This window comes from Yersinia massiliensis CCUG 53443 (assembly GCF_000312485.1).
GTDB classification, from domain to species: Bacteria; Pseudomonadota; Gammaproteobacteria; order Enterobacterales; family Enterobacteriaceae; genus Yersinia; species Yersinia massiliensis.
Window position 1 is genome coordinate 237,562 of record NZ_HE997644.1, and the last position, 23,789, is coordinate 261,350.

The following is a 23,789-nucleotide window of genomic DNA, read 5'->3' on the forward strand; positions in this document are numbered from 1 at the left end:
AAACACCGGAAGATAGGCCCATCAGTTTAGTTGCCGCTAATGCCCCTCAAATGAGAGGCATCACCCAAATGAATTGGCATTGCAGCGAATAACCCTGCAATTTCAAATACAAAGGGTATAAAACGAGTTATTGAGGTTTTGCAGAGGCGCAACCCGAATGATTCGTTTCTAATCCTTGCGCTGTTGGAGCCGACGCAAAGATCGCTCACGGCGACTGTGCTCCCGACTGAGGTCCAACAGGATCTCCTCAATAAACGCCAAGTGACGGTGTGAAGCTTCGCGGGCTTTCTCTGGCTCGCGTGCCACAATCGCCTCAAAAATCCCGGCGCGGTGACTGCTCACCGTTGCCAGCATTTCGCGGCGCGAGTAAAGCAATTCAAAGTTTTGTTTAACGTTTTGTTCCAGCATTGGCCCCATACAACGCAGCAAATGCAGTAAAACCACATTGTGCGCCGCCTCTGTGACAGCCACTTGATACTGCATTACAGCATCAGCCTCTGCATCCAAATCGCCACTATCTTGAGCTTGCTGAATAACAGTATGGCACTCACGGATGCGCTGAAGATCTTCATCTGTGCCACGCAGGGCCGCATAATAAGCAGCAACACCTTCGAGAGCATGACGGGTTTCTAACAGATCGAATTGTGATTCGGGATGGTCGGCCAGCATTTCAGCCAGCGGATCGCTAAAACTTTGCCACAGATTGACTTGCACGAACGTACCACCACCCTGACGACGCAGCAGCAGGCCTTTCGCTTCTAGACGCTGGATTGCTTCTCGCAAAGAAGGTCGGGAAACATCAAATTGCTTCGCCAACTCACGCTCGGGCGGTAACTTCTCGCCTGGGCGTAGCGTCCCTTCCAAAATCAGGTACTCGAGCTGTTGCTCGATAACATCTGATAATTTGGGTTGACGGATTTTGTTGTAGGCCATATGTGCTGTAAGCCGTATTGAGTGAATCGTCTCTGCGAATAGCGCGGAGTCAATTGGTAATACCAATTTCTAAAACGTGACGATAAAGTAACAAAGTATTCACTACCTGTCCATACGGACCTTGACCAAAATCATGAAACCCAGCACATTTTAACAACTTCACTGATAAAGCGATGCAAAGTGATAACGTACCGGTGGTAATACCATTACCTGACATAAAAGAGTTTTAACTTTTATGAAACGGAGATTTACGCAAGCTGAAGCGTTATAGTCATTTTATTTGTGAATTTAAATGCAATATTAATGAATGATTAAACAATCAAAACCAAGAATAATCTGCATCCTCATATTTTCTGACTGAGTACTGGTTAGACCATACTAGAAATGGCCTACTGGCGTTCTTTTATACAGAAACCGCGTATTACGACTCTTTCCCAAAACAAGAGCTTGATCATGCATCCACATTTTTCTTCTCATTTTGACCAAATAATCGCCGGTTAAAATAAAAAGCAGATGCAATAATTCTTGCCTACCACTATTCTCTGTTAAACGGTAGCCAGATGAGAGAAATCATATACAGAGCAACCGTAAACAAAACAATACAGATAACGTAATCAAAACCTTACGCATAGCAAAAGGCACCTATTTATACCCAAAAATTTCAATTGACTGCTAACACGGCAGCAACTTGAAAGGTGACGGGATTGCCAGCTAGAAGTCACAACGACAGAGGATGCAACAATGAGTGTTCAACAAGAAGGTGCGGAGCTAAAGCGGGGGCTTAAAAACCGCCACATTCAGCTAATTGCCTTAGGTGGCGCGATTGGTACTGGGTTATTTCTCGGTATCGCGCAAACCATTAAAATGGCAGGCCCTTCCGTTTTACTGGGGTATGCAATCGGTGGTTTTATCGCATTTTTGATTATGCGCCAGTTGGGTGAAATGGTCGTTGAGGAGCCGGTAGCCGGTTCTTTCAGCCACTTTGCGTATAAGTATTGGGGTAACTTTGCTGGTTTCGCTTCCGGCTGGAACTACTGGGTCCTGTACGTGTTAGTGGCGATGGCCGAACTGACGGCGGTGGGTATCTATATACAATATTGGTGGCCTGAGATCCCAACATGGGTTTCTGCCGCTGTTTTCTTCCTCGCCATTAATGCTATCAATCTGGCAAACGTGAAAGTCTATGGTGAGATGGAGTTCTGGTTTGCCATTATCAAAGTGGTTGCGATTATCGCGATGATTTTGTTTGGTGGATGGTTATTACTGAGTGGACAAGGCGGCCCAGAAGCGACCGTGACTAACTTGTGGGCGCAAGGTGGTTTCTTCCCCAATGGCATCATGGGTCTGGTGATGGCAATGGCCGTTATCATGTTCTCCTTCGGTGGCCTTGAATTAGTAGGTATTACCGCAGCAGAAGCCGAGAATCCAGCCAAGAGCATCCCTAAAGCCACTAATCAAGTTATCTACCGTATTCTACTGTTTTATATTGGTTCTCTGGCAGTCTTGCTGTCACTCTACCCGTGGGGAAAAGTGGTCGAAGGCGGCAGTCCGTTTGTGCTAATTTTCCATGCATTGAACAGTAATGCCGTCGCTACTGTCTTGAATATCGTGGTACTGACGGCGGCATTGTCGGTCTATAACAGCTGCGTTTACTGCAACAGCCGCATGTTATTTGGCTTGGCAAAACAAGGTAATGGCCCGAAATTCTTGTTAAAAGTCGATGGTCGCGGTGTTCCAGTGATTGCCATTGCCGTCTCTGCATTTGCTACCGCATTTTGCGTACTGATCAACTATCTGATTCCAGGCCGTGCTTTTGAATTATTGATGGCATTGGTGGTTTCCGCACTGGTGATCAACTGGGCGATGATTAGCCTGGCACACCTTAAATTCCGTGCAGCCAAAAACCGTCAGGGTGTTATTCCTCAGTTCAAAGCATTCTGGTATCCGTTTAGCAACTACCTGTGCTTAATCTTCCTGACGGGGATTCTGGTCATCATGTATCTGACACCGGGTATCCAGATTTCAGTGCTATTGATTCCGGCGTGGATACTGTTGCTCGCGGTGAGCTATATCTTGAAGAACCGTGGTCAGCGGGTAAAATCTTAATACCAGTCTCGTTGAATAGCAGAAAGCCACCTGTTATCGTCAGATATCTGACGATAACAGCTCAAACAGGCCAGCCTTCAGTGCTGGCCTGTTTTTTTGCAACCAACTGAAACTATTTATAATGATAAGATCAATTCGTAATACGGGTGGGCACATAGCGGGTAGATCCTAACTCACTAAACGAGAAAGGCCTGTATGACTGAACTGCAATGAAATCACATGGGTCAGAGCAAGTTATCTAACCCGTGTAATAATTCAAAATATTAGACCAAAGCGCCGTAAATCGTCAGTAATGCCACGACAACAATTATCGTCAGCGTTACTTTTCGTGCTAATGAGACGGCAGACCTTGGTGTCTGTACTGGGTCTAAATGAGGCTCCCGAGCCAAAGAATACTGAGCAAGCTTTGTGAGTACTTGGTATTGCTGAGAATGGAAATCCCCCAGTGAAGCGAACCAAGCGGGTAATGCTCTTTCACCGTGCCCTAATAATGCATAGGCAACCCCCACTAAGCGTACAGGTATCCAATCTAGCCAATGAAGGATGCGGTCAATGCCTGATTGAGAGCGTTGTAAAGGTGTGTGATGTCGTGCTAGCCAAGTTTGATAGCCTCGTAGCATCGCATAACCAGCTAACGCCACAGGGCCGTTGCTCACGCAGACAACAAACCAGAAAATGGGGGCTAAGTAATAGCGAAAATTTATCCACAAAAGTGCATTTTGTAGCGATTGCAGCCTCGCTTTCTCGCCACTATCCATCGGTAGACCATGAATTAGTGCCAGCTCTTCCGCCATTTTATCGGTGGCATGCGCATCGCCTTGACGTGCAGCCTTTAGGTAAGCGCGATAATGTTTACGAATGCCCCCCGCACCAATGCATAACAGGCAAATCAGAATCCAGAGTAGCAACTGCGGCAGACCAAATAAGATATTCTGTACTAACTGTAATACCAGCCATACCAACGCCATCCATATCACAGCCAACAGTAGAGTTTGCACTAACGAAAAGTGGCGCAAACGCGCAAATACCACTTCAAGACGATGGTCCAGTTGCCAATGTTCGCCTAGCTTAAATAAGCGTTCCCATGCTAGCACCAGTAATAACGTGAACAGTGTCATTAGCTCTTATTCTCCCTTTGCATTTAACCGCCCCGAAGCAGGGCATATGCCTCACGGCATCTATAGGCAACAATATCAAGATAAGGCAGTAAACAAATGTGTGCTAGGTAATCAGCCCTCACCAAAGAGGCACCAGCCTCACTCTGATGGTGATAAGGTCACTAAACACTGCTGATACATGGCCCAATCAAACGCAGGACCAGGATCTGTTTTACGCCCTGGCGCAATATCACTATGCCCAGTCACCCGATCAGCTGTAATCGGATAATGAGCAAAAAGCAGTGCACTTATCTTATTTAGGCTGTGATATTGTGCGGGCGTAAACGGTAACACATCCGTCCCTTCTAGCTCGATCCCAATCGAAAAATCGTTACACCGCTCACGCCCAGCAAAGATTGATACCCCAGCATGCCAAGCACGTTTATCAAACGGAACATATTGAATAATCTCACCATCACGGCGAATCAGACAATGAGCTGAAACTCTTAAATGAACAATATCAGCGAAGTAAGGGTGTTCATCCGCATTCAGTTTGCCCGTAAACAACTGGTCAATATATGGACCACCAAATTCGCCGGGAGGCAAACTGATATTGTGAATCACCAGTAGCGAGGGCGCTTCATCTTCAGGCCGCAGATCAAAGTGGGGAGAGGGAACTCGTTTCACTCCTGAGATCCAGCCATCTTCTAACTGCCAGCCTTTTTCTAACGGCCCGCCATTTTTTAACTGCATAGTCTACTTAAGCTCCCCTAAACGTACACTTTACCGGCTCTTTTATGGCACTTCTGCGAGCAACAGAGTAGCATGTTTGGACCACTATCCATCCGCCATTTCGGAGTTTTCTATGCCGACCCGCAGCTATAACGCTGACAGCCGCCGTGCCGAGCTATTGGAACGAATTCAATACGATATCCCTTCAACTGTTGCTCATGCTTTGAGTGAGGATCTCGGTGGTGAGGTTAACGCAGACCGTGACCTCACTGCGCAATTACTCCCCGCAGAGAAACAAGCTAACGCTACGATTATCACACGTGAAGCGGGTGTTTTCTGCGGTCAACGCTGGTTGAATGAAGTGTTCATTCAACTTGGTGCTCAAGTATCAGTAGAATGGCTCGTTAATGATGGCGACAAGTTGGTGCCGAACCAAGCACTCTGCCACCTCACTGGCCCTGCCCGTATTCTGCTTACCGGTGAACGTACTGCTCTCAACTTCCTGCAAACGTTATCCGGTGTCGCGACTGAAGTGAGCCGTTATATGGCGGTACTTTCGGGGCTGAATACGCAACTACTTGATACCCGTAAAACCTTGCCGGGCCTACGTACAGCCTTGAAGTACGCGGTACTTTGTGGCGGTGGCAACAATCACCGACTTGGTTTGTCTGATGCTTTTCTTATCAAAGAAAATCATATTATTGCCGCCGGTTCTATCAAAGAAGCTGTTGCCAAAGCGTTTTGGATACACGCCGATGTCCCTGTCGAGGTTGAAGTGGAATCCCTTGATGAATTGCAACAAGCACTCAACGCTAGTGCAGACATCATTATGTTGGATAACTTCACCATCCCAATGATGCGTGATGCCGTCAGAATGCGTGATGAGCTCGCTAAAACGCAGGAAAGTGCCCAACTGGAAGTCTCAGGTAATGTGACGTTAGAGACACTTCGCAGCTATGCCGAAACAGGTATCGACTTCATTTCAGTCGGCGCATTAACCAAGCACGTTACGGCCCTAGACCTTTCTATGCGATTTAAATAACTCTACCAAATGACCTTCGGCGGTGAGTAATAAAAAACAGGCAAGAGTTCTGTTTTGCGAACACCGCCGAAGTTATCTGTGATTTCTTTGCAACAACCTAACTATCCGACAGTACACTTCGCAAATCAGTGTTATGCCCCTTTTTCCTCGCATTAAAAAACTGCACTCTTGCCTCGTTTTTTCAAACACAGGGAGAGTGATAAATGGCAAACCAGCGTGGTTTCACGTTAATTGAATTGATGGTGGCGATTGCGATAATCGCCGTTCTTAGTGGCATCGGCATCCCGTCATATCAACGTTACATCCAAAAAGCCGCGCTCACGGACATGTTACAGAGCGTCGTCCCCTATAAAATGGCGGTAGAACTTTGCGCACTGGAACACGCCAAACTTGATGACTGTAACGCGGGCAATAACGGAATACCTAAAGGACAATCATCGCGCTATGTGAGCGCAGCGACCATAAATAAAGGCGTCATTACACTTATTGGCCAACAAACACTCGCTAAATTAACACTGGTGATGTCCCCCACCATGAATAATAGTGCGAACATCATCTGGACTCGCGCATGTACGGCAGCAGAAGACAGCCTAACAGAGAGCTGTAAAGCCGTATTCCGTTTCAATGATAAGGCTAAATCTAATGACTGAGCCCATGACATCATCATTCGAGATGATAAGTGACGAATTACATGCTGTCTGTCGCAGCCATCGGGCGATCGCTTTAAGTCTTGATGGTAAGAGCCTATCTATCGCTGTATGTGGTCCAGTGAGTAATAAGCTATTAACAGCACTGCGTTTCACTTGTGGCCGTAAAATCATAGTGGAGTCTTGGCCAGAGGCAAAAATTGAACAATCTTTAAATCTAGTGATATCGAAAGAAAAACAACGGAGTAGCGGCACAAGATCCACAGTGCAAGGTCAAGCAATACCCCAACAAAATGAGGTGCAACAACGATCGACCTCACTTCCCCAAGCTCAACAAAGTTTGGATGAAACCTTACTGGATAATGAAGGTGATGCGCCAGTTATCCAATTTATCAACCAAACCCTCTGGCTAGCGATTCAAAAACGTGCATCGGATATTCATTTTGAGCCTTATCAGCATCATTACCGTATTCGTTTAAGAATTGATGGCGTGCTACACGAATCGCCGCCCCCCACAACTGAGTTAGCCAGCCGGATCAGTAGCCGCTTGAAAGTGATGTCAAAATTGAATATTGCAGAAAAACGGTTACCACAAGATGGTCAGTTAAATGTACAGCTAAACGGGACTCGCTACTCAATGAGAATTGCGATCCTCCCAGTACAATACGGTGAAAAACTGGTACTGCGAATCCTTAATATGCAGCAACAACCCACATTGGATAAACTCGGCCTGCCTAAAATTGCCGTCCAACAACTAACGCATGCACTCTCTGCTCCGCAAGGTTTGATACTGGTCACGGGGCCAACAGGAAGCGGTAAAACGGTGACACTTTATTGCAGCTTAAGCCACCTTAATCAGCCACAACGAAACATCTGTAGTGTTGAAGACCCAACCGAAATTCAGGTTGATGGCATAAATCAAACCCAAACCAACAGTAAGATTGGGCTGGATTTCTCCACTGTCTTACGCGCGATGCTACGCCAAGATCCCGATGTGGTTATGCTCGGTGAGATTCGTGATAATGAAACGGCTGAAATTGCCGTTAAGGCCGCGCTAACTGGGCATCTGGTCCTTTCAACGCTACATACCAACTCAACGACTGAGACACTGATACGCCTCACTCAAATGGGGGTTGAACGCCACCTTATCGCCTCAAGCCTGACATTAGTTATTGCCCAACGACTCATTCGAAAACTCTGTTTACATTGTCGGCGCGCATCTCCTCACCTTTATCAACCTCCAGCAGCAATAAGGGCAACCCCATTGCAGCATTATCAAGCCCTAGGCTGTGAGCACTGCTGTGCAGGTTATTATGGCCGAACGGGCGTGTATGAAATGCTCAGTATTACCCCGAAAGTTCAGCAAGCGTTGCTCACTAATGCCACCCCATCAGAACTGGCCCAAATTGCACGAGAGCAGGGTCAAATAACATTACTCACCGCGGGGCTGGCATTGGTTGAAAGCGGCATCACCACACTTGAGGAAATTAATCGTGTCGTCGGGCTCTTAGCTGAAACAAAAACTGAGGCAGCGTCGTGAGCCATCAACGCTTGTTTTATTGGAAAGCGATTGGTGCTTCTGGGCAGTTGCAAACAGGCACATTACTGGCGACAGATAAAAATATTGTCTATGAACATATGTTCGGCCGTGGCTTACACCTACTGACCATTAAGCGCGGTAAACGGTTATCAAACCGCTATTGGCGTGGTGAACGCCTAATAACGATTACTCGGCAGTTAGCCACGTTGTTGCAAGCAGGATTGCCTTTGGTCAATAGCTTGAAGCTCTTAGCAAAAGAGATGGATGCCCTGCCTTGGCGATGTTTATTACATGAAATCAGCCAACAAGTTTCACAAGGGCAATCATTATCCGAAGCAATGGCACATTACCCTCACATTTTCCCAAAGTTATTTCCTCCGGTGATTGCAATGGGAGAATTAACAGGGAATCTCGAGCAATGTTGCATTCAATTGGTTGAACATCAGGAACGACAACAAAAACTCCATAAAAAAGTGGTCAAGGCACTCAAGTATCCAGCGTTTGTCTGCATCATCGCCTCACTTGTCAGTACACTGATGCTGGTCATGGTGTTACCTGAGTTTGAGCATATATATCAATCATTTAATACCCCCTTACCCACATTGACTGCTTCACTTCTCTTGTTGTCTGGATTGCTGACGAATTACGGGCCCGTTATCGCCTTATTATGCCTGTCACTCCTCACCGGCTATTGTTATCTACGTCAGCACAAGGCCCACTGGCGGGCATATGAGCAACAGCTTTTATTGCGTATACCCTTAATCTCGGCATTAATTCGTGGAAGTTGCCTTAGCCAAATCTTCCAAACATTGGCTATCACCCAACATGCTGGATTACCACTGACAGCGGGTTTAGATGCAGCGTTGCTTTCCGTCAGTAATGATAGTTATCGGCAAGCGTTGCTGCATATCCAAAAACAAATAAATCAGGGCATGCCTTTGTATGCAGCCCTCACCCAGCATCATTTATTTCCCCCACTCTGCCAACAGCTAGTGCGAGTGGGTGAAGAGTCTGGTGCTCTGGACATACTGTTGAACAAGTTGGCGGATTGGCATCAACAACAAACACATGATTTGGCTGATAACCTGACTCAAATGTTAGAGCCACTTTTGATGTTGATTATTGGCGGTATTGTGGGGGTATTAGTAATAGCGATGTATTTACCGATATTCCAGTTGGGGGATGTTATTGGTTAGAGGGGCAACTAGTCAGGAGTTCACTCGCGCGGAGCGACGAGCGACGAGCAACGAGCAACGAGCAACGAGCAACGAGCAACGAGCAACGAGCAACGAGCAACGAAATGATAAAGGGCGCTTAGTACAATACGCCCTTTATATATCAATGAATTAATTTAGAAATTCATTGGCTACGGTATCCAGAAAAACTATCCCTGGAAACTGAACATTAGCCGTGTGTATTAATTACTACCAAATACACGGTTCTCTTGTTCCGCGACTCGGATAAACGTAGTGCGTTTGGTCAGTTCTTTCAAATGTGAAGCACCGACATAGGTGCATGCTGAACGCAGGCCACCCATGATGTCACGAACGGTATTATCAACAGAGCCACGTAATGGCAATTTCACCGTTTTGCCCTCTGCGGCGCGATACTCAGCAACACCGCCAACATGGCGCTTCATGGCTGATTCAGAACTCATACCGTAGAACAGCATAAATTTCTCGCCATTCTCTTCAACGACACGCCCTTCACACTCATCATGTCCAGCCAACATGCCGCCCAGCATAACGAAATCTGCACCGCCGCCGAATGCTTTAGCCACATCACCAGGTACTGAACAGCCGCCATCACTCACAATCTGCCCGCCCAGCCCATGAGCAGCATCAGCACACTCGATAACTGCGGACAATTGTGGATAACCAACCCCAGTTTTTACTCGTGTGGTACAAACTGAACCTGGCCCAATGCCCACTTTAACAATGTCAGCACCAGAAAGAATAAGCTCTTCAACCATCTCGCCCGTCACCACATTACCTGCACAGATCACTTTATCCGGACATGCTTCACGTGCTTTTTGCAGGAAAGAGACAAAATGTTCTGAATAGCCATTAGCCACATCGATACAAATGAATTTTAAGGCTGGTGATAACGCCAAAATTTGTTTCATTTTGTCGAAATCTGCGGAAGAAGTCCCTGTTGAAACCATAACGTGACGTAGTACAGACTCAGGAACGCGTTTTACAAACTCGCCCCACTGCTCAACAGTGTAGTGCTTATGAACGGCGGTAAGAACATCGAATGATGCCAAGACTTCAGCCATGCGGAAGGTGCCAACGGTATCCATGTTCGCGGCGATGATAGGTACACCAGACCACTTCCAACCTGAATGTTTGAAGGTAAACTGACGTTCTAGTTCTACTTCAGAGCGACTTTTCAGTGTTGAACGTTTAGGGCGGATTAACACATCTTTGAAACCTAACTTCAAACCTTCTTCAATACGCATGGCTTATTATTCCTGGTTAGTGGCGATAGATCGCAAAATTGATCGGGCGTAAATCACGCCATCCCAGTGAAGCTATCATACGCATGAATAATTCTTCGGCAAGACTGCGAATTCACCTTTATTTGCGCTACAATCCCACAAATTACCTGAAGAGTCGTGGTGACACTTCTCACAAGTCACCAGCTTCACGTTTTTCATTATCTAGTTTAAACAGAACTCACTCCTTACTATTCATTCCTGCCTGCTTTCAGATACAATTCGGCCTCTCACTAACAGCATGCAAGGCTTGGCAATGACCTATATTGTGGCCCTCACTGGCGGAATTGGCAGCGGTAAAAGTACCGTAGCAAATGCGTTCGCTCATTTTGGTGTGCCGCTTGTGGATGCGGATATCATTGCCCGCCAAGTCGTTGAACCCGGAATGCCAGCGTTAAACGCTATCGCTTCCCGTTATGGAGAAACGATTGTGCAAACTGATGGCACATTGAACCGTGCCACATTACGAGAGAAAATTTTCAGTGAGCCGCATGAAAAAGCGTGGTTAAATTCATTGCTGCATCCACTTATTCAACAAGAAACTCAGCGCCAACTAGCCAATATTGTTCAACCCTATGTGCTTTGGGTCATCCCTCTGCTAGTTGAAAACGGTTTACAACACCGCGCAAATCGTGTGTTAGTGGTGGATGTCGCGCCAGAGATACAGCTTGCGCGCACAATGGCGAGAGATGGTATTACCCGCCAACAGGCCGAACATATTTTAGCATCACAGGTTTCTCGCCAGCAGCGGCTAGCCTGTGCTGATGATATTATTGACAATAGCGGCGATCCGTTAACTATCGCCCCGCAGGTTGCTTCATTACACCAACAGTATTTAAAATTAGCAGCCGCGGCCCAACAGGATCTACATCAATGAGTGACCTCACCTCAGCAATACTTTTTGAACATCCGCTCAATGAAAAAATGCGTACTTGGTTGAGAATGGAGTTTTTACTGCAGCAATTAGAAAGCCAAAACTCATTAGATAATATCGCCAGCGCATTAACTTTTTTCCGTACGGCCTCTGATTTAATTGATGTCCTAGAACGCGGTGAAGTGCGGACTGATTTGCTCAAAGAGCTTGAGCGCCAACAGCAAAAATTGCAGCAATGGGCTGATATGCCCGGCGTTGATATGTCGCTAGTCGACACCTTGCGCAGCCAACTAAAAAACCGTGCATCTGTATTAAAGGCTGCACCACGTATTGGGCAAGCATTGAAAGAAGACCGTTTAATCAGTGTCATTCGCCAGCGACTGAGTATTCCTGGTGGATGTTGTAGTTTTGATTTACCCACTTTGCATACTTGGTTGCACCAGCCGCAAGAACAACGTAACCAGCATATTGGTAAATTGATGGCGAGTTTAGCGCCATTGAATCAATCGCTAACCCTCATTTTAGATTTAATACGTCAATCTGGCCCTTTGCGTCCACAAATTAGTTTGAATGGTTTTTTTCAAGATAACGCCGAAGGCGCAGACCTACTCAGATTACGCTTGCCGCTGGAACCACAACTCTACCCGCAGATATCAGGGCATAAGACTCGATACGCTATTCGCTTCTTACCACTAGACAGTGAAAATGGTACTGTGCCAGCTCGGTTATCGTTTGAATTAGCTTGTTGTTGATTGAGTTATCATTATACCTAATCGATTTTTAGTCGCGGATGAGCGATGAGTGACTTCTGTCACCGACAAGATGATAGGTATAAATAGATTTTAGGAGAAGAAATGGAACCCGAAGTGATTGAGGTTAATTGCCCAACGTGTGGAAAGATCGTCGTTTGGGGTGAAGAAAGCCCATATCGCCCTTTTTGTTGTAAGCGTTGCCAGCTAATTGACTTAGGTGAATGGGCGGACGAAGAAAAACGAATCCCCAGCAGTGGTGATTTGTCTGACAGTGATGAATGGAGCGAGGAAGAACCTCCTAGGCACTGATGCTCACACTATAAAATGGAGCAAACTGTATTTTTGCTCCATTTCAGCGTTCATCCGGCTAGGCTGTCAGTAATTTGATGATAGGGGCATTGGCAGGCGGGAACTCTTCAACCAACAATTCGGATTGCTTCACCCAGCGCATCGGTTGCCCTTCACGACCAAAAGGCTCGCCATCCCATCCCTCGACCATATAGAAAGTTAAAGTCACGATACGATCAGTAAAAATGTGTTCTAACACATCGAGTAAAGTCGTCTTTCGCACCACAATGCCGGTTTCTTCTAACAGTTCACGTTTTAACGCCATTTCTGGAGTTTCACCCTGCTCAATCTTTCCTCCGGGGAACTCCCAAAAACCGGCCATATGGGAGTCAGCCGCACGTTGAGTAATGAATATCTCTTGTTGGGCATTGCGAATAATCCCTACCGCAATTTGTAAATGTTTCAAGTCTCCTACCTCCTAATCAGAGCCTGAGCATGGTGCTGGTATCAACATTGGCTCATGTGGCTCCCTGCTAACTTATCCTAAGAAAGATCGACCAAAAAAAGCCAAAATAAAGGGCGGTGTTTAGCCGCCCTTAGTGGTCAGTGTGAGTTATGACCTAAATATTACTGTAGGCTACCATGACACTGTTTGTATTTTTTGCCTGAACCACATGGGCACGGATCATTACGGCCCACTTTACGTTCAAGATTAGCAGCAACATTGATTTCATCTTGCGACATCAAGGCGCTGTTATCTGACTGATGGCTCAGTTGTTGCTGTTTCGCCAAACGCTCAGCTTCTTCGCGGCGTTGTACTTCCAGCGCTTCTACCTCTTCTGGCATCCGCACCTGTACTTTGCTCAATACGCTAATCACTTCATATTTCAGTGATTCCAACATGGAGGCAAACATCGCGAAAGATTCACGCTTATATTCTTGCTTAGGATCTTTTTGCGCATAGCCACGTAAATGGATTCCCTGACGCAGGTAATCCATTGCAGCCAAATGCTCTTTCCACAAGGAATCAAGCGTTTGTAGCATCACGCCTTTTTCGAAGTTACGCATCATTTCAACGCCAACAACTTCTTCTTTACGTTGATAAACTTCGATCGCCTGCTGAAGGATACGTTCACGTAACGTCTCTTCATGTAGCTGTGGCTCATCTTCCAACCACTGCGCTATCGGCATATCAAGATCGAAATCATTTTTCAGGCGCTGTTCCAGCCCTTCAACATCCCACATTTCTTCCAGTGACTGGGTTGGGATGTAGCTATCAATAACCGTTTTGAAGACGTCTTCACGGATACTGTTAATGGTTTCGCTGACATCGGACACGTCCAGTAATTCGTTACGCTGGCTGTAGATCGCACGACGTTGGTCGCTGGCAACATCATCATATTCCAGTAATTGCTTACGGATATCGAAGTTACGGCTTTCCACTTTACGCTGGGCGTTAGCAATGGCCTTGGTAACCCATGGATGTTCAATGGCTTCGCCAGGTTTCATACCCAGTTTACGCATCATGCCGGACACACGGTCAGAGGCAAAGATACGCATCAACGCATCTTCCATTGACAGGTAGAAACGTGATGAACCCGCATCCCCCTGACGACCTGCACGGCCACGTAACTGGTTGTCGATACGGCGTGATTCATGACGCTCAGTACCGATAATGTGCAAACCACCTGATGCTAATACTGCGTCATGACGAACCTGCCATGCGGCTTTAATGGCTGCAATTTGATCTTCAGTTGGATCTTCCAGCAAAGCAATCTCACTCTGCCAGCTCCCACCCAACACGATATCAGTACCACGGCCGGCCATGTTGGTTGCGATAGTGACCGCACCCGGTTGACCCGCTTGAGAAACGATATCCGCTTCCATTGCGTGGAATTTGGCGTTCAGAACTTTGTGCTCAATACCTGCTTTGGTGAGCTCAGCAGAGACAACTTCAGATTTCTCAATCGAGATGGTCCCCACCAATACCGGTTGTCCATTCGCAGTACGCTCACGGATATCCTCGATAATCGCACCGATTTTTTCCTGCTCGGTCATATAGACCAAATCAGCCAAATCCTTACGGATCATGGGACGGTTAGTTGGAACAACGATGGTATCGAGTTTATAGATAGAGCTAAATTCGAATGCTTCGGTATCCGCAGTACCGGTCATACCAGCCAATTTCTCGTAGAGACGGAAGTAGTTCTGGAAGGTAATAGAAGCCAGAGTTTGGTTTTCGTTCTGAATTTCTACGCCTTCTTTCGCTTCAACAGCTTGATGCAAACCGTCTGACCAACGGCGCCCTTGCATGGTACGGCCGGTGTGTTCGTCGACAATGATGACTTCACCGTCTTTCACGATGTAATCCACGTCGCGGGTAAACAACACATGTGCGCGCAATGCAGCCGTGACATGGTGCATTAACATGATGTTGGACGGAGAGTACAGTGACTCGCCTTCCTCCATGATGCCGGCTTCTACCAGCATTTGTTCAATTTGAATCAAACCACGTTCTGTCAAATGGACCTGACGTGATTTTTCGTCAACAGAGAAATGGCCTTCACCTTGGAAGGTATCCGAGTCTTCTTTTTCCTGACGAATCAGTCGTGGAATCAGTTTATTAACCCGAATGTACATCTCGGAACTGTCTTCAGCCGGACCGGAGATGATCAACGGGGTACGGGCTTCGTCGATCAAGATGGAGTCAACTTCATCCACCAATGCATAATGCAATTTACGCTGTACACGCTCTTCAGGACTGAATGCCATGTTGTCGCGCAGATAGTCAAAACCGTATTCGTTGTTCGTACCATAGGTGATATCAGCAGCATAAGCAGCACGCTTAGCAGGCGCTGTCATATTCGGCAGGTTAATGCCCACACTCAAACCAAGGAACTCGAACAATGGGCGGTTGTTTTCGGCATCACGTTGAGCCAAATAGTCGTTGACAGTAACCACGTGAACACCACGGCCACTCAGCGCGTTCAGATAAGCAGGCAATGTTGCTGTCAGTGTTTTACCTTCACCCGTACGCATCTCAGCGATGCAACGTTCGTTCAGGACCATACCACCGAGCAACTGAACGTCGAAATGGCGCATGCCAAACACGCGCTTACTGGCTTCACGCACGACAGCGAATGCTTCAGGAATTAAGGTTTCCAGTACCGCACCTTTCGCCAGACGCTCACGGAATTCGTCTGTTTTGGCGCGTAATTCAGCATCGGTCAGCTTTTCAACTTCAGGTTCCATGCGGTTGATTAGCTCAACCACTTTGCGCATACGGCGCAGCGTACGATCGTTACGGCTGCCAAAGACTTTGGTTAATAATTTGATTAGCATGATTCTTAGTATCTCTTACAAGACCACCAAAGCGGCGGCCAAAGGTTGCATAAAGTTAGGGTAAATCAAGAGTAGAATTAACTGAAATTGGCAGGCCCAGCGCGGATGCCTTGCACTTGTGCAAGCCAAAGCCCTGGTTTGTGTAACGAAAGGACCGGTTGTTTAATCTGCTCAGTATCACGAATGATCGCAGGTGGCTTAAACTCATGAGTCAAGAGTGCATTGAGGGTATCCAACAGCGCAAGCTGCTGAACTTGTGATGGCACGACTTGCTCAGCTTCAGCAGCCTCTTGTGCTCGGTTATAAGCAGTTTGAGGGGCCAATGCAAATGTCAGGTGACGAATAACTGTGCGCAGCGCATGCTGTTGCCAGTAGTCTACGCTGAATGAAGGGCGACGATGTATATCGTGTAGAAGCGCCAAACTCGTAAAGTTTGTCGCACTGTAGTTCTGGCGGCTTTGACTTGATGATGTGTTCGATATCGCATTTTGATCGGGCACGCCAGTGAGATTTGAAGGCACACCAAGACTCGCCGCAACCATCCCTAATAAGAGATGCGGCCAGAAATAACGCCTACCAAATTGTCGCCAACGATTTAGAATACCAATCACGAGTTTGAAATCCGCCGGAGCCTTATTAATGCGTGAGAATCGCCCACAATTATTAGATGTTCTGTTCGATGATGCGATTGCGGCAGAAAACGGGCCACTACATCACGTACAACAACGCGCGACAGCACTGCTAAAACTTAACCGTGCAGTAAAAGGATTACTCCCTTCACAATTGCAGCCATGGTGCCGTGTCGCTAACTATCGACAGAGTGTTTTAGTGCTAGAAACCGCGAACGCTAGCTGGCTAATGCGCTTACGCTATGAGCAACCCGCTTTACTTTCGGCACTACGAGCGCAAATTCTACCATCATTGTCTTCAATCGACATCAGGATTAATCCATCGTTAATGACCCGCGGCCATAACATGACGCAAGATATCGAGAAATCAACGAAAAATCCTGAGAATTCTCCGCCATTACGTCATCTTAGTTTGGAAAGTGCTAAGGAATTAAGAGGATTAGCGAGCCGTAGCCCTGAAAAACTGAGAATAATTTTGGAACGATTAGCTGCGTTGGCCGGAGAGAGTGCCAACGCAACCAAAAGTGATGGTGATAAATAGCCTGATTAGTAGGCTAATACCGTAGACGGTGCTTTAAATGCCAACGGCATTTCAGCTTCGTCTTGGAACGTCACAAATTCCCAAGCTTCTTGCTTAGCTAAAACAGCCTGCAATAGCTTGTTGTTTAACGCATGGCCAGATTTGTACGCAGTAAATGCGCCAATAATGTTATGACCACACATAAACAGGTCGCCAATCGCGTCCAGCATTTTATGACGAACAAACTCATCTTCGAAGCGCAGGCCATCTTCATTTAATACGCGGTAATCATCCACCACGATGGCACAATCGAAGCTGCCGCCCAGGCACAAACCGCGGGACTGCAGATATTCGATATCACGCATGAAACCAAAAGTACGCGCACGGCTGATTTGGCGGACGAATGAATCGGCCGAGAAATCTAAGCGGTAACGCTGAGTACTTGAATCTATCGCTGGGTGATTAAAATCAATGGTGAAATCTAAACGGAATCCATTGAATGGAGACAATTCAGCCCATTTATCACCGTCTTCTACCCGCACGGTCTCTTTCAGACGCAGGAATTTCTTCGCAGAGTTTAGCTCTTCGATACCCGCATCTAGCAGTAAGTACACGAATGGGCTGGCACTACCGTCCATAATCGGCACTTCTGGTGCGTTAACTTCAATAATAATGTTATCGATCCCTAACCCTGCCAACGCAGCGTTGAGATGCTCAACAGTAGAAATACGCACGTCATGCTCATTGACTAAGCAAGTACAGAGCATGGTATCACGCACGGATTTTGCATCTGCCGGAAAATCAACCGGTGGATTCAAGTCAGTGCGACGATAGATGACCCCGGTATTAGCCGGCGCGGGTCGCATTGTCAGCGTGACTTTTTTACCGGTGTGCAAACCGACACCAGTCGCCTGAACAATACGTTTTAATGTCCTTTGTTTGATCATCGTTTTATCTCGCAATGTTATCCATCCTACCGACCTAGCTTATAACAAGATCGGCGGGACAGTTTAGCACAAAGAGCGGAGATTCCAATATTTTCGGAAATTAGTCGGCTTGCTTACGCAAAAATGCCGGGATATCCAAATAATCGGGCTCTTTATTGGTTTGAGCAGTCGGGTCATTGACCACTTTAGCCGCAGGCTTAACTTCCTGAGGTAAAGGAGACATACCATGCTGCTGGTAACGGTGGTCCATCACAGGCTGAGTCTGCTTGTTAGTCACCAGCGTGATTTCAGGACGTTTGTCCATACCGATACCGGTTGCCACCACAGTGACGCGCAGTTCATCGTTCATTTCTGGGTCTAACGACGTCCCGATAACCACGGTCGCATTGTCAGACGCGAATGCACGAATGGTGTTACCCACCGTTTCGAACTCATCCAAACGCAAGTCGAAGCCGGCTGTGATGTTGACCAGCACGCCACGGGCACCAGACAGGTCGATATCTTCCAGCAACGGGCTGGAAATCGCCATTTCTGCTGCTTCTTCCGCGCGATCTTCACCGCAAGCCACACCAGAACCCATCATGGCATAACCCATTTCGGACATGACTGTGCGCACGTCAGCAAAGTCAACGTTCATCAGACCTGGGCGGGTGATCAGCTCAGCGATACCCTGAACAGCGCCTTTTAATACGTCGTTAGCTGCACCGAATGCATCCAGTAACGAGATGCCACGACCCAGAACTTTTAGCAACTTATCGTTCGGAATAGTGATCAATGAGTCCACATGTTTGGACAACTCAGCGATACCCTGCTCAGCGAACGCCATGCGTTTCTTGCCTTCAAAATTGAAAGGCTTGGTCACTACAGCAACGGTCAAAATGCCCAAATCTTTTGCCACTTCGGCAACAACAGGGGCAGCACCAGTACCTGTACCACCGCCCATACCGGCAGCGATAAAGACCATGTCCGCGCCATCAAGAGCGGCACGCAGTGCTTCACGGTCTTCTTCAGCAGAATTGCGACCCACTTCAGGGTTCGCGCCAGCACCCAAACCTTTGGTAATACCGCTACCAATTTGGATGGTTTGGCCAACAGCCGTCTTACGTAGCGCCTGAGCGTCTGTATTAACGGCGAAGAATTCAACACCTTCGATGCGCTCGCGCACCATGTGTTCGACGGCATTGCCACCGCCACCACCGACGCCGATGACTTTAATCACCGCGTCATTGGTTAGTTCCATAGGTTCAAACATAGTTTCTCTCCGTTTTGTGCCTGTCGCTTCGAGATCAATAAATAGGTTCAGCTTGATCTCTTTGTTGAAACATTAAAACTCTTTTCTCAGCCAGCTATTGATACGTTTAAACCAATTGCCCACTGAGGCACGTTTTTCTACTTCTGACTCACCACTGAGATGAGATTCTTTACCATAGTGCAACAACCCAACAGCAGTGGAGTAATAGGGTTCCTGTGCATAATCCGTCAGCCCAGTGATATTGAGCGGTTGGCCGATGCGAACCTGGGCATGAAACACCCGTTGCGCGCATTCTGCCAGACCATCAATTTGTGCGGCGCCGCCTGTCAGCACGATACCGGCTGCCAGATGATGCTTCACGCCTTGCTGACGTAGTTGCTCCTGCAATTGTAAAATCTCGTCGTTAACTAAATTCAGCAACTCGGTGTAGCGTGGTTCTATAACCTCAGCGAGTGTCTGTCTTTGCAGACTACGCGGAGGGCGTCCGCCAACACTTGGCACTTCTACACTTTCATCCTTGCTGACAATCGACCCGAGCGCACAGCCGTGTCGAACTTTAATCGCTTCCGCATCTGTTGGCGGTGTACCAAAAGCATAAGCAATGTCGCTGGTGACCACATTCCCGGCGTAAGGGATAACTTTGGTGTGCCGTAACGCGCCACCGGTATACACCGCCATATCCATCGTGCCACCGCCAATATCGACGACACAAACACCCAGCTCACGCTCATCTTCGGTCAAAACGGCATAACTTGCTGCCAAACCGGCGAAAATCAGTTGGTCCACTTTGAGGCCACAACGTTCCACCGCTTTGACGATATTTTTTGCCATATCGTTATGGCAGGTGATCAAATGCACTTTTGCCTGCATCCGCACACCAGACAGCCCAACAGGATTTTTGATGCCTTCCTGATAGTCGATAGCATATTCTTGCGGAATAACGTGCAAGATACGATGCTCATCACGCACACGTACCGACTTCGCGGTATGTACTACGTTCTCGACATCTTCCTGTGTCACTTCTTCTTCTGAAATAGGAACCATCCCTATTTCATTCTGACAACTGATATGTTTGCCCGATAATGCCAAGTAAACAGATGAAATTTGGCAATCAGCCATTAACTCAGCCTGATCGATAGCGCGTTGGACGCACTTCACTACCGATTCAAGGTCGTTAACCCCACCCTTATCCATGCCACGGGATGGGCAACTGCCGACCCCAATAATATTGACCATGCCATCGGGCAGAACTTCCCCTACCAATGCGGAGACCTTTGCCGTTCCGATCTCAAGACCTACTACCAGTTTTCTGTCCGTCGACTTGATCATTGTTGTTTTGCCTGTGCCTGATTCTGTTGCGGATTACTGTTCTGCTGGCCATTTATGGGTTGTTTACCACCTTGGGGTAGTTCACCACCCTGACTGCCGATGAAGACAGGAGCCCAACCTATTGCTGCTCCTGTTTCATAACGCAAATCAACATAACTGACGCGTTTATCTGGCTGCTGTTGCAACATCGGGTATAACTCAATGAAACGTTGCAAACGGCCCATTCTGTCATCCCGTCCCAGCTCCAGCCGAACATCATTATCTAAGGCCAATTGCCAAGAATGTCGGGCACTCATCGCCGCCATTTTTAGCTGATACTTATTGGCCGCTAATACTTTGCTCATTGCCCGATAGCCTTCAAGAACATCTTGTTCACTGCCTTCTGGGCCATACAGTAATGGCAATGCCTGTTTGCCGATTCGTTCAGAAGGCACACTGAATGACCGCCCCTGCTCATCAACCATATGTAAATCATTCCAGCGGGCAAAGGGAACATACTCCACCAGATGGATTTTCAGCTCATCCGGCCATTGTTTACGCACGCTGGCCTGCTGAATCCAAGGCAACCGTTCAATCTGTTGCTGGATGATGTTTACATCCTGCGTCATAAACGTGCCCGGTGCGCCCAATGCCAGAATCGCCTGGCGAATATCATCATTGGTGGTGTAATGGCGTTCACCTGTCACCACCAACTTCGATAGTGGTAAACGGCTAGCGTCCTTCATCCACCCAACGACCACCCAACCGCCCCAGAGCATGGTTCCAAGGACCATTAGCAGGAAAATCATACCTGCCAATTGTCCTCCGTTACTGCGCCGGGCTACGCTGGTTTCAGCCGCACGTTCGCGCGCATTCAGGGCAGCTTGCGACATCTCAGTCAGCCAACGTCAGAATTCGGGCCACCAATTGGGAGAAACTCAACCCATATTGGCGGGCTGCCATCGGCACTAAACTGTGGCTGGTCATACCCGGTGACGTATTTACTTCAAGCAAGTAAAAATTGCCGTCGCTATCTTGCATAACGTCTACTCGCCCCCAGCCGCTGCAACCCAGCGCCTGATAAGCCTGTAATGCTAATGTCGCCAGTTGTTGTTCTGACTCATCACTCAGGCCGCTTGGACAGAAGTATTGCGTTTCATCCGACAGATACTTCGCTTCATAATCATAAAACACGCCCGGCGCTTGAATACGGATGGACGGTAAAACCTCCTCGCCGAGGATCGCGACAGTAAATTCAGGGCCGCTCAACCATTTTTCAATCAACACATCAGTGTCATGGCGGAACGCTTCAACTAGCGCGCTCTGTAACTCATTAGCGTGATCAACTTTGCTCATGCCCACGCTAGAGCCTTCATGACTTGGCTTGACGATTAATGGCAGGCCAAGCTTAGCGACACGGGCCGCCAATTCCTCTGACGAAAGTGTTTCAAACTGTTGACGATTCAACGCAACATACGGCGAAATGGGTAAATCTAATGCCTGCCATACCCATTTAGTGCGCAATTTGTCCATAGTCAGGGCAGAGGCCATCACACCACTACCGGTATAAGGCAGTTGCAGGAATTCCAACACACCTTGCAAAGTGCCGTCTTCACCACCACGACCATGCAGGGCGATAAAGACCTTATCAAAACCCTGTTCTTTGAGCTGAGTGGCTGGGAAGTCTTTGGTATCAACGCCATGTGCGTCGATACCTGCTTCACGCAAGCCCGCTAAAACGGCTTGACCGGATAGCAATGACACTTCACGTTCGGCAGAGGTTCCCCCCAACAGTACCGCAACTTTCTCAGCCATGATGTTCCTCGTTTTTTATCTGTGGCTGCAATTTAAGCTCAGCCAATTTACGGGCAATCCTACCAATGTTACCTGCGCCCTGAACCAGAATAAGGTCATCGCCATTGAGCACTTGCGCCAATACCTCTGGTACGGTTTCACTGTCTGAAACCAAAATCGGGTCTAACTTGCCACGGTTACGGATAGTTCGGCAGAGCGAGCGACTATCCGCACCTGGGATCGGTGCTTCACCGGCGGCATACACATCCAACATCAACAAAACATCGACTTGCGAGAGTACATTAGCAAAGTCGTCATACAAATCGCGGGTGCGGGTATAACGGTGCGGTTGGAAAACCATCACGATGCGTTTATCTGGCCAGCCAGCACGGGCCGCTTTAACGGTGGCGTCCACTTCCGTTGGGTGATGACCGTAATCATCCACCAGCATTGCACTCCCTTCTTTGCCATTGACAGGTGCCAGTGGGAAGTTGCCGAGGAAATCGAAACGGCGACCTGTCCCTTGGAACCCTGCCAACGCGCGCAGGATGTCTTCGTCCTCAATGCCTTCTTCCGTTGCGACGGCAACGGCTGCCGCTGCATTCAGTGCATTGTGGCGACCCGGTGCATTCAAGGTCACGCTCATCAATGGTTTATCCAAACGCTTGAGCGTGAAATGCCCTTGTGGACCTTCCTGACGATAGCTGGCGATCTGCACATCGGCATCATCACTGAATCCATAAGTGGTGATATGGCGACCGACTCGTGGCAACAATTCGCGTACCACAGGATCATCAATACACATCACGGCACGGCCATAAAATGGCAAGTTGTGCAAAAAGTTAATAAATGTCTGTTTTAAGTTTTCGAAGTCGCCCTGATAGGTATCCATGTGGTCGGCTTCAATATTGGTGACAATCGCCACCATCGGCTGCAAATGCAGGAATGATGCATCGCTTTCATCAGCTTCCGCTATCAAATAACGGCTAGACCCTAAGCGCGCATGGGTTCCCGCAGCTTTAACCAATCCACCATTCACGAACGTTGGATCCAAACCAGCTTCAGCATAAATACTGGACACCATCGCAGTGGTGGTGGTTTTACCGTGGGTACCAGCCACTGCAATGCCATGACGGTAACGCATTAATTCTGCCAACATTTCTGCGCGGCGGATCACCGGAATACGCGCCTCGCGAGCCGCAACAATCTCTGGGTTATCCGCAGAAATTGCCGTTGAAACCACAACTACACTCGCATCCAGCACATTCTCTGGACGGTGATGAAAATAAATCTGTGCGCCCAATGAAGCCAAATGCTGAGTTACCGGGTTGGGTGCTAAATCTGAACCGCTAATCTGATAACCTTCGTTTGCCAACACTTCAGCGATACCACCCATACCAGCACCACCGATGCCGATAAAGTGTATGTGCCGGACGCGGCGCATCTCGGGCACGATAGTTCGTAGTTTCGCTAGTTGCTGTGTATTCAC

22 protein-coding genes are annotated in these 23,789 nt (G+C 47.8%); 9 read left to right on the forward strand and 13 right to left on the reverse strand.

All coding sequences use genetic code 11. The features are described from left to right. Positions 1 to 168: 168 nt before the first annotated feature. A complete protein-coding gene (gene pdhR, locus BN68_RS10145) occupies positions 169 to 933 on the reverse strand; it encodes a pyruvate dehydrogenase complex transcriptional repressor PdhR (RefSeq protein WP_019211060.1) in 765 nt (254 codons plus the stop codon). A 741-nt stretch (positions 934 to 1,674) separates the two neighbouring features. On the opposite strand from pdhR, the gene BN68_RS10150 reads away from it, so the two are divergent. After that, positions 1,675 to 3,039 (forward strand): amino acid permease, encoded by a 1,365-nt coding sequence (locus BN68_RS10150; RefSeq protein WP_019211061.1) that lies wholly within the window; start codon positions 1,675 to 1,677, stop codon positions 3,037 to 3,039. Positions 3,040 to 3,302: 263 nt separating this feature from the next. Here the strand turns inward: BN68_RS10150 and ampE are convergent, their stop codons facing one another. Next, on the reverse strand, positions 3,303 to 4,157 hold the full coding sequence (gene ampE, locus BN68_RS10155; protein WP_019211062.1) for a beta-lactamase regulator AmpE: 855 nt from the start codon (positions 4,155 to 4,157) through the stop codon (positions 3,303 to 3,305). A gap of 138 nt (positions 4,158 to 4,295) precedes the next feature. Further along, on the reverse strand, positions 4,296 to 4,889 hold the full coding sequence (ampD, locus tag BN68_RS10160; protein ID WP_019211063.1) for a 1,6-anhydro-N-acetylmuramyl-L-alanine amidase AmpD: 594 nt from the start codon (positions 4,887 to 4,889) through the stop codon (positions 4,296 to 4,298). Between the two features lie 112 nt (positions 4,890 to 5,001). Here ampD and nadC point away from each other — a divergent pair, with 112 nt between their 5' ends. The 4 genes from nadC to hofC all read left to right on the forward strand — a co-directional run bounded on the left by nadC (position 5,002) and on the right by hofC (position 9,293). After that, a complete protein-coding gene (nadC, locus tag BN68_RS10165) occupies positions 5,002 to 5,910 on the forward strand; it encodes a carboxylating nicotinate-nucleotide diphosphorylase (protein ID WP_019211064.1) in 909 nt (302 codons plus the stop codon). A gap of 203 nt (positions 5,911 to 6,113) precedes the next feature. Continuing rightward, entirely contained in the window at positions 6,114 to 6,560 is a 447-nt protein-coding gene (ppdD, locus tag BN68_RS10170) for a prepilin peptidase-dependent pilin (RefSeq protein WP_019211065.1), read from the forward strand. A 22-nt stretch (positions 6,561 to 6,582) separates the two neighbouring features. Further along, the gene (gspE, locus tag BN68_RS10175; RefSeq protein ID WP_391592293.1) at positions 6,583 to 8,097 is read left to right on the forward strand and encodes a type II secretion system protein GspE; all 1,515 of its coding nucleotides are present in this window, start codon (positions 6,583 to 6,585) and stop codon (positions 8,095 to 8,097) included. After that, positions 8,094 to 9,293 (forward strand): protein transport protein HofC, encoded by a 1,200-nt coding sequence (hofC, locus tag BN68_RS10180; protein ID WP_019211067.1) that lies wholly within the window; start codon positions 8,094 to 8,096, stop codon positions 9,291 to 9,293. The genes gspE and hofC overlap by 4 nt, the downstream gene beginning before the upstream one ends. Before the next feature lie 221 nt (positions 9,294 to 9,514). On the opposite strand, the gene BN68_RS10185 is transcribed toward hofC, so the two are convergent. After that, complete coding sequence (locus tag BN68_RS10185; RefSeq protein ID WP_019211068.1) at positions 9,515 to 10,558, reverse strand: GMP reductase; 1,044 nt, start codon at positions 10,556 to 10,558, stop codon at positions 9,515 to 9,517. Positions 10,559 to 10,850: 292 nt separating this feature from the next. On the opposite strand from BN68_RS10185, the gene coaE reads away from it, so the two are divergent. From coaE to yacG, 3 genes are all read left to right on the forward strand, one after another. Beyond that, positions 10,851 to 11,471 carry a dephospho-CoA kinase gene (gene coaE / locus BN68_RS10190; protein ID WP_042806631.1) on the forward strand — a complete coding sequence of 207 codons (621 nt, stop codon included), beginning with the start codon at positions 10,851 to 10,853 and terminating at the stop codon, positions 11,469 to 11,471. Beyond that, a complete protein-coding gene (zapD, locus tag BN68_RS10195; protein WP_019211070.1) occupies positions 11,468 to 12,220 on the forward strand; it encodes a cell division protein ZapD in 753 nt (250 codons plus the stop codon). Before coaE ends, zapD begins: the two co-directional genes overlap by 4 nt. A 102-nt stretch (positions 12,221 to 12,322) precedes the next feature. Then, positions 12,323 to 12,529: a DNA gyrase inhibitor YacG gene (gene yacG, locus BN68_RS10200; protein WP_019211071.1), complete on the forward strand. Its 207-nt coding sequence runs from the start codon at positions 12,323 to 12,325 to the stop codon at positions 12,527 to 12,529. A 58-nt stretch (positions 12,530 to 12,587) separates the two neighbouring features. On the opposite strand, the gene mutT is transcribed toward yacG, so the two are convergent. The 3 genes from mutT to secM all read right to left on the reverse strand — a co-directional run bounded on the left by mutT (position 12,588) and on the right by secM (position 16,461). Continuing rightward, complete coding sequence (gene mutT / locus BN68_RS10205) at positions 12,588 to 12,974, reverse strand: 8-oxo-dGTP diphosphatase MutT (RefSeq protein ID WP_019211072.1); 387 nt, start codon at positions 12,972 to 12,974, stop codon at positions 12,588 to 12,590. A gap of 161 nt (positions 12,975 to 13,135) precedes the next feature. Next, complete coding sequence (gene secA / locus BN68_RS10210; RefSeq protein WP_019211073.1) at positions 13,136 to 15,850, reverse strand: preprotein translocase subunit SecA; 2,715 nt, start codon at positions 15,848 to 15,850, stop codon at positions 13,136 to 13,138. Positions 15,851 to 15,927: 77 nt separating this feature from the next. After that, on the reverse strand, positions 15,928 to 16,461 hold the full coding sequence (secM, locus tag BN68_RS10215) for a secA translation cis-regulator SecM (RefSeq protein ID WP_019211074.1): 534 nt from the start codon (positions 16,459 to 16,461) through the stop codon (positions 15,928 to 15,930). Positions 16,462 to 16,489: 28 nt separating this feature from the next. On the opposite strand from secM, the gene BN68_RS10220 reads away from it, so the two are divergent. Then, the gene (locus BN68_RS10220) at positions 16,490 to 17,020 is read left to right on the forward strand and encodes a DUF721 domain-containing protein (protein WP_019211075.1); all 531 of its coding nucleotides are present in this window, start codon (positions 16,490 to 16,492) and stop codon (positions 17,018 to 17,020) included. 5 nt (positions 17,021 to 17,025) lie between these two features. Here BN68_RS10220 and lpxC read toward each other — a convergent pair whose 3' ends face one another. The 6 genes from lpxC to murC form a co-directional block, all read right to left on the reverse strand. Beyond that, on the reverse strand, positions 17,026 to 17,946 hold the full coding sequence (gene lpxC / locus BN68_RS10225) for a UDP-3-O-acyl-N-acetylglucosamine deacetylase (RefSeq protein WP_004389005.1): 921 nt from the start codon (positions 17,944 to 17,946) through the stop codon (positions 17,026 to 17,028). A 100-nt stretch (positions 17,947 to 18,046) separates the two neighbouring features. Next, positions 18,047 to 19,198: a cell division protein FtsZ gene (gene ftsZ / locus BN68_RS10230; protein ID WP_019211076.1), complete on the reverse strand. Its 1,152-nt coding sequence runs from the start codon at positions 19,196 to 19,198 to the stop codon at positions 18,047 to 18,049. 72 nt (positions 19,199 to 19,270) lie between these two features. Beyond that, positions 19,271 to 20,527: a cell division protein FtsA gene (ftsA, locus tag BN68_RS10235; RefSeq protein ID WP_002210431.1), complete on the reverse strand. Its 1,257-nt coding sequence runs from the start codon at positions 20,525 to 20,527 to the stop codon at positions 19,271 to 19,273. After that, the gene (ftsQ, locus tag BN68_RS10240; RefSeq protein ID WP_019211077.1) at positions 20,524 to 21,399 is read right to left on the reverse strand and encodes a cell division protein FtsQ; all 876 of its coding nucleotides are present in this window, start codon (positions 21,397 to 21,399) and stop codon (positions 20,524 to 20,526) included. Before ftsQ ends, ftsA begins: the two co-directional genes overlap by 4 nt. A gap of 1 nt (position 21,400) precedes the next feature. Further along, entirely contained in the window at positions 21,401 to 22,321 is a 921-nt protein-coding gene (locus BN68_RS10245) for a D-alanine--D-alanine ligase (RefSeq protein ID WP_019211078.1), read from the reverse strand. After that, positions 22,314 to 23,789, reverse strand: coding sequence for a UDP-N-acetylmuramate--L-alanine ligase (gene murC, locus BN68_RS10250; protein WP_042806691.1), 1,476 nt, complete (start codon positions 23,787 to 23,789; stop codon positions 22,314 to 22,316). The genes BN68_RS10245 and murC overlap by 8 nt, the downstream gene beginning before the upstream one ends.

Excerpts from the sequence above, each read along its gene's own strand:
- pdhR (WP_019211060.1), bottom strand. The coding sequence starts at position 933 with ATGGCCTACAACAAAATCCGTCAACCCAAATTATCAGATGTTATCGAG.
- BN68_RS10150 (WP_019211061.1), top strand. The coding sequence starts at position 1,675 with ATGAGTGTTCAACAAGAAGGTGCGGAGCTAAAGCGGGGGCTTAAAAAC.
- ampE (WP_019211062.1), bottom strand. The coding sequence starts at position 4,157 with ATGACACTGTTCACGTTATTACTGGTGCTAGCATGGGAACGCTTATTT.
- ampD (WP_019211063.1), bottom strand. The coding sequence starts at position 4,889 with ATGCAGTTAAAAAATGGCGGGCCGTTAGAAAAAGGCTGGCAGTTAGAA.
- nadC (WP_019211064.1), top strand. The coding sequence starts at position 5,002 with ATGCCGACCCGCAGCTATAACGCTGACAGCCGCCGTGCCGAGCTATTG.
- ppdD (WP_019211065.1), top strand. The coding sequence starts at position 6,114 with ATGGCAAACCAGCGTGGTTTCACGTTAATTGAATTGATGGTGGCGATT.
- gspE (WP_391592293.1), top strand. The coding sequence starts at position 6,583 with ATGATAAGTGACGAATTACATGCTGTCTGTCGCAGCCATCGGGCGATC.
- BN68_RS10185 (WP_019211068.1), bottom strand. The coding sequence starts at position 10,558 with ATGCGTATTGAAGAAGGTTTGAAGTTAGGTTTCAAAGATGTGTTAATC.
- coaE (WP_042806631.1), top strand. The coding sequence starts at position 10,851 with ATGACCTATATTGTGGCCCTCACTGGCGGAATTGGCAGCGGTAAAAGT.
- zapD (WP_019211070.1), top strand. The coding sequence starts at position 11,468 with ATGAGTGACCTCACCTCAGCAATACTTTTTGAACATCCGCTCAATGAA.
- yacG (WP_019211071.1), top strand. The coding sequence starts at position 12,323 with ATGGAACCCGAAGTGATTGAGGTTAATTGCCCAACGTGTGGAAAGATC.
- secA (WP_019211073.1), bottom strand. The coding sequence starts at position 15,850 with ATGCTAATCAAATTATTAACCAAAGTCTTTGGCAGCCGTAACGATCGT.
- BN68_RS10220 (WP_019211075.1), top strand. The coding sequence starts at position 16,490 with ATGCGTGAGAATCGCCCACAATTATTAGATGTTCTGTTCGATGATGCG.
- lpxC (WP_004389005.1), bottom strand. The coding sequence starts at position 17,946 with ATGATCAAACAAAGGACATTAAAACGTATTGTTCAGGCGACTGGTGTC.
- ftsZ (WP_019211076.1), bottom strand. The coding sequence starts at position 19,198 with ATGTTTGAACCTATGGAACTAACCAATGACGCGGTGATTAAAGTCATC.
- ftsA (WP_002210431.1), bottom strand. The coding sequence starts at position 20,527 with ATGATCAAGTCGACGGACAGAAAACTGGTAGTAGGTCTTGAGATCGGA.
- ftsQ (WP_019211077.1), bottom strand. The coding sequence starts at position 21,399 with ATGTCGCAAGCTGCCCTGAATGCGCGCGAACGTGCGGCTGAAACCAGC.
- BN68_RS10245 (WP_019211078.1), bottom strand. The coding sequence starts at position 22,321 with ATGGCTGAGAAAGTTGCGGTACTGTTGGGGGGAACCTCTGCCGAACGT.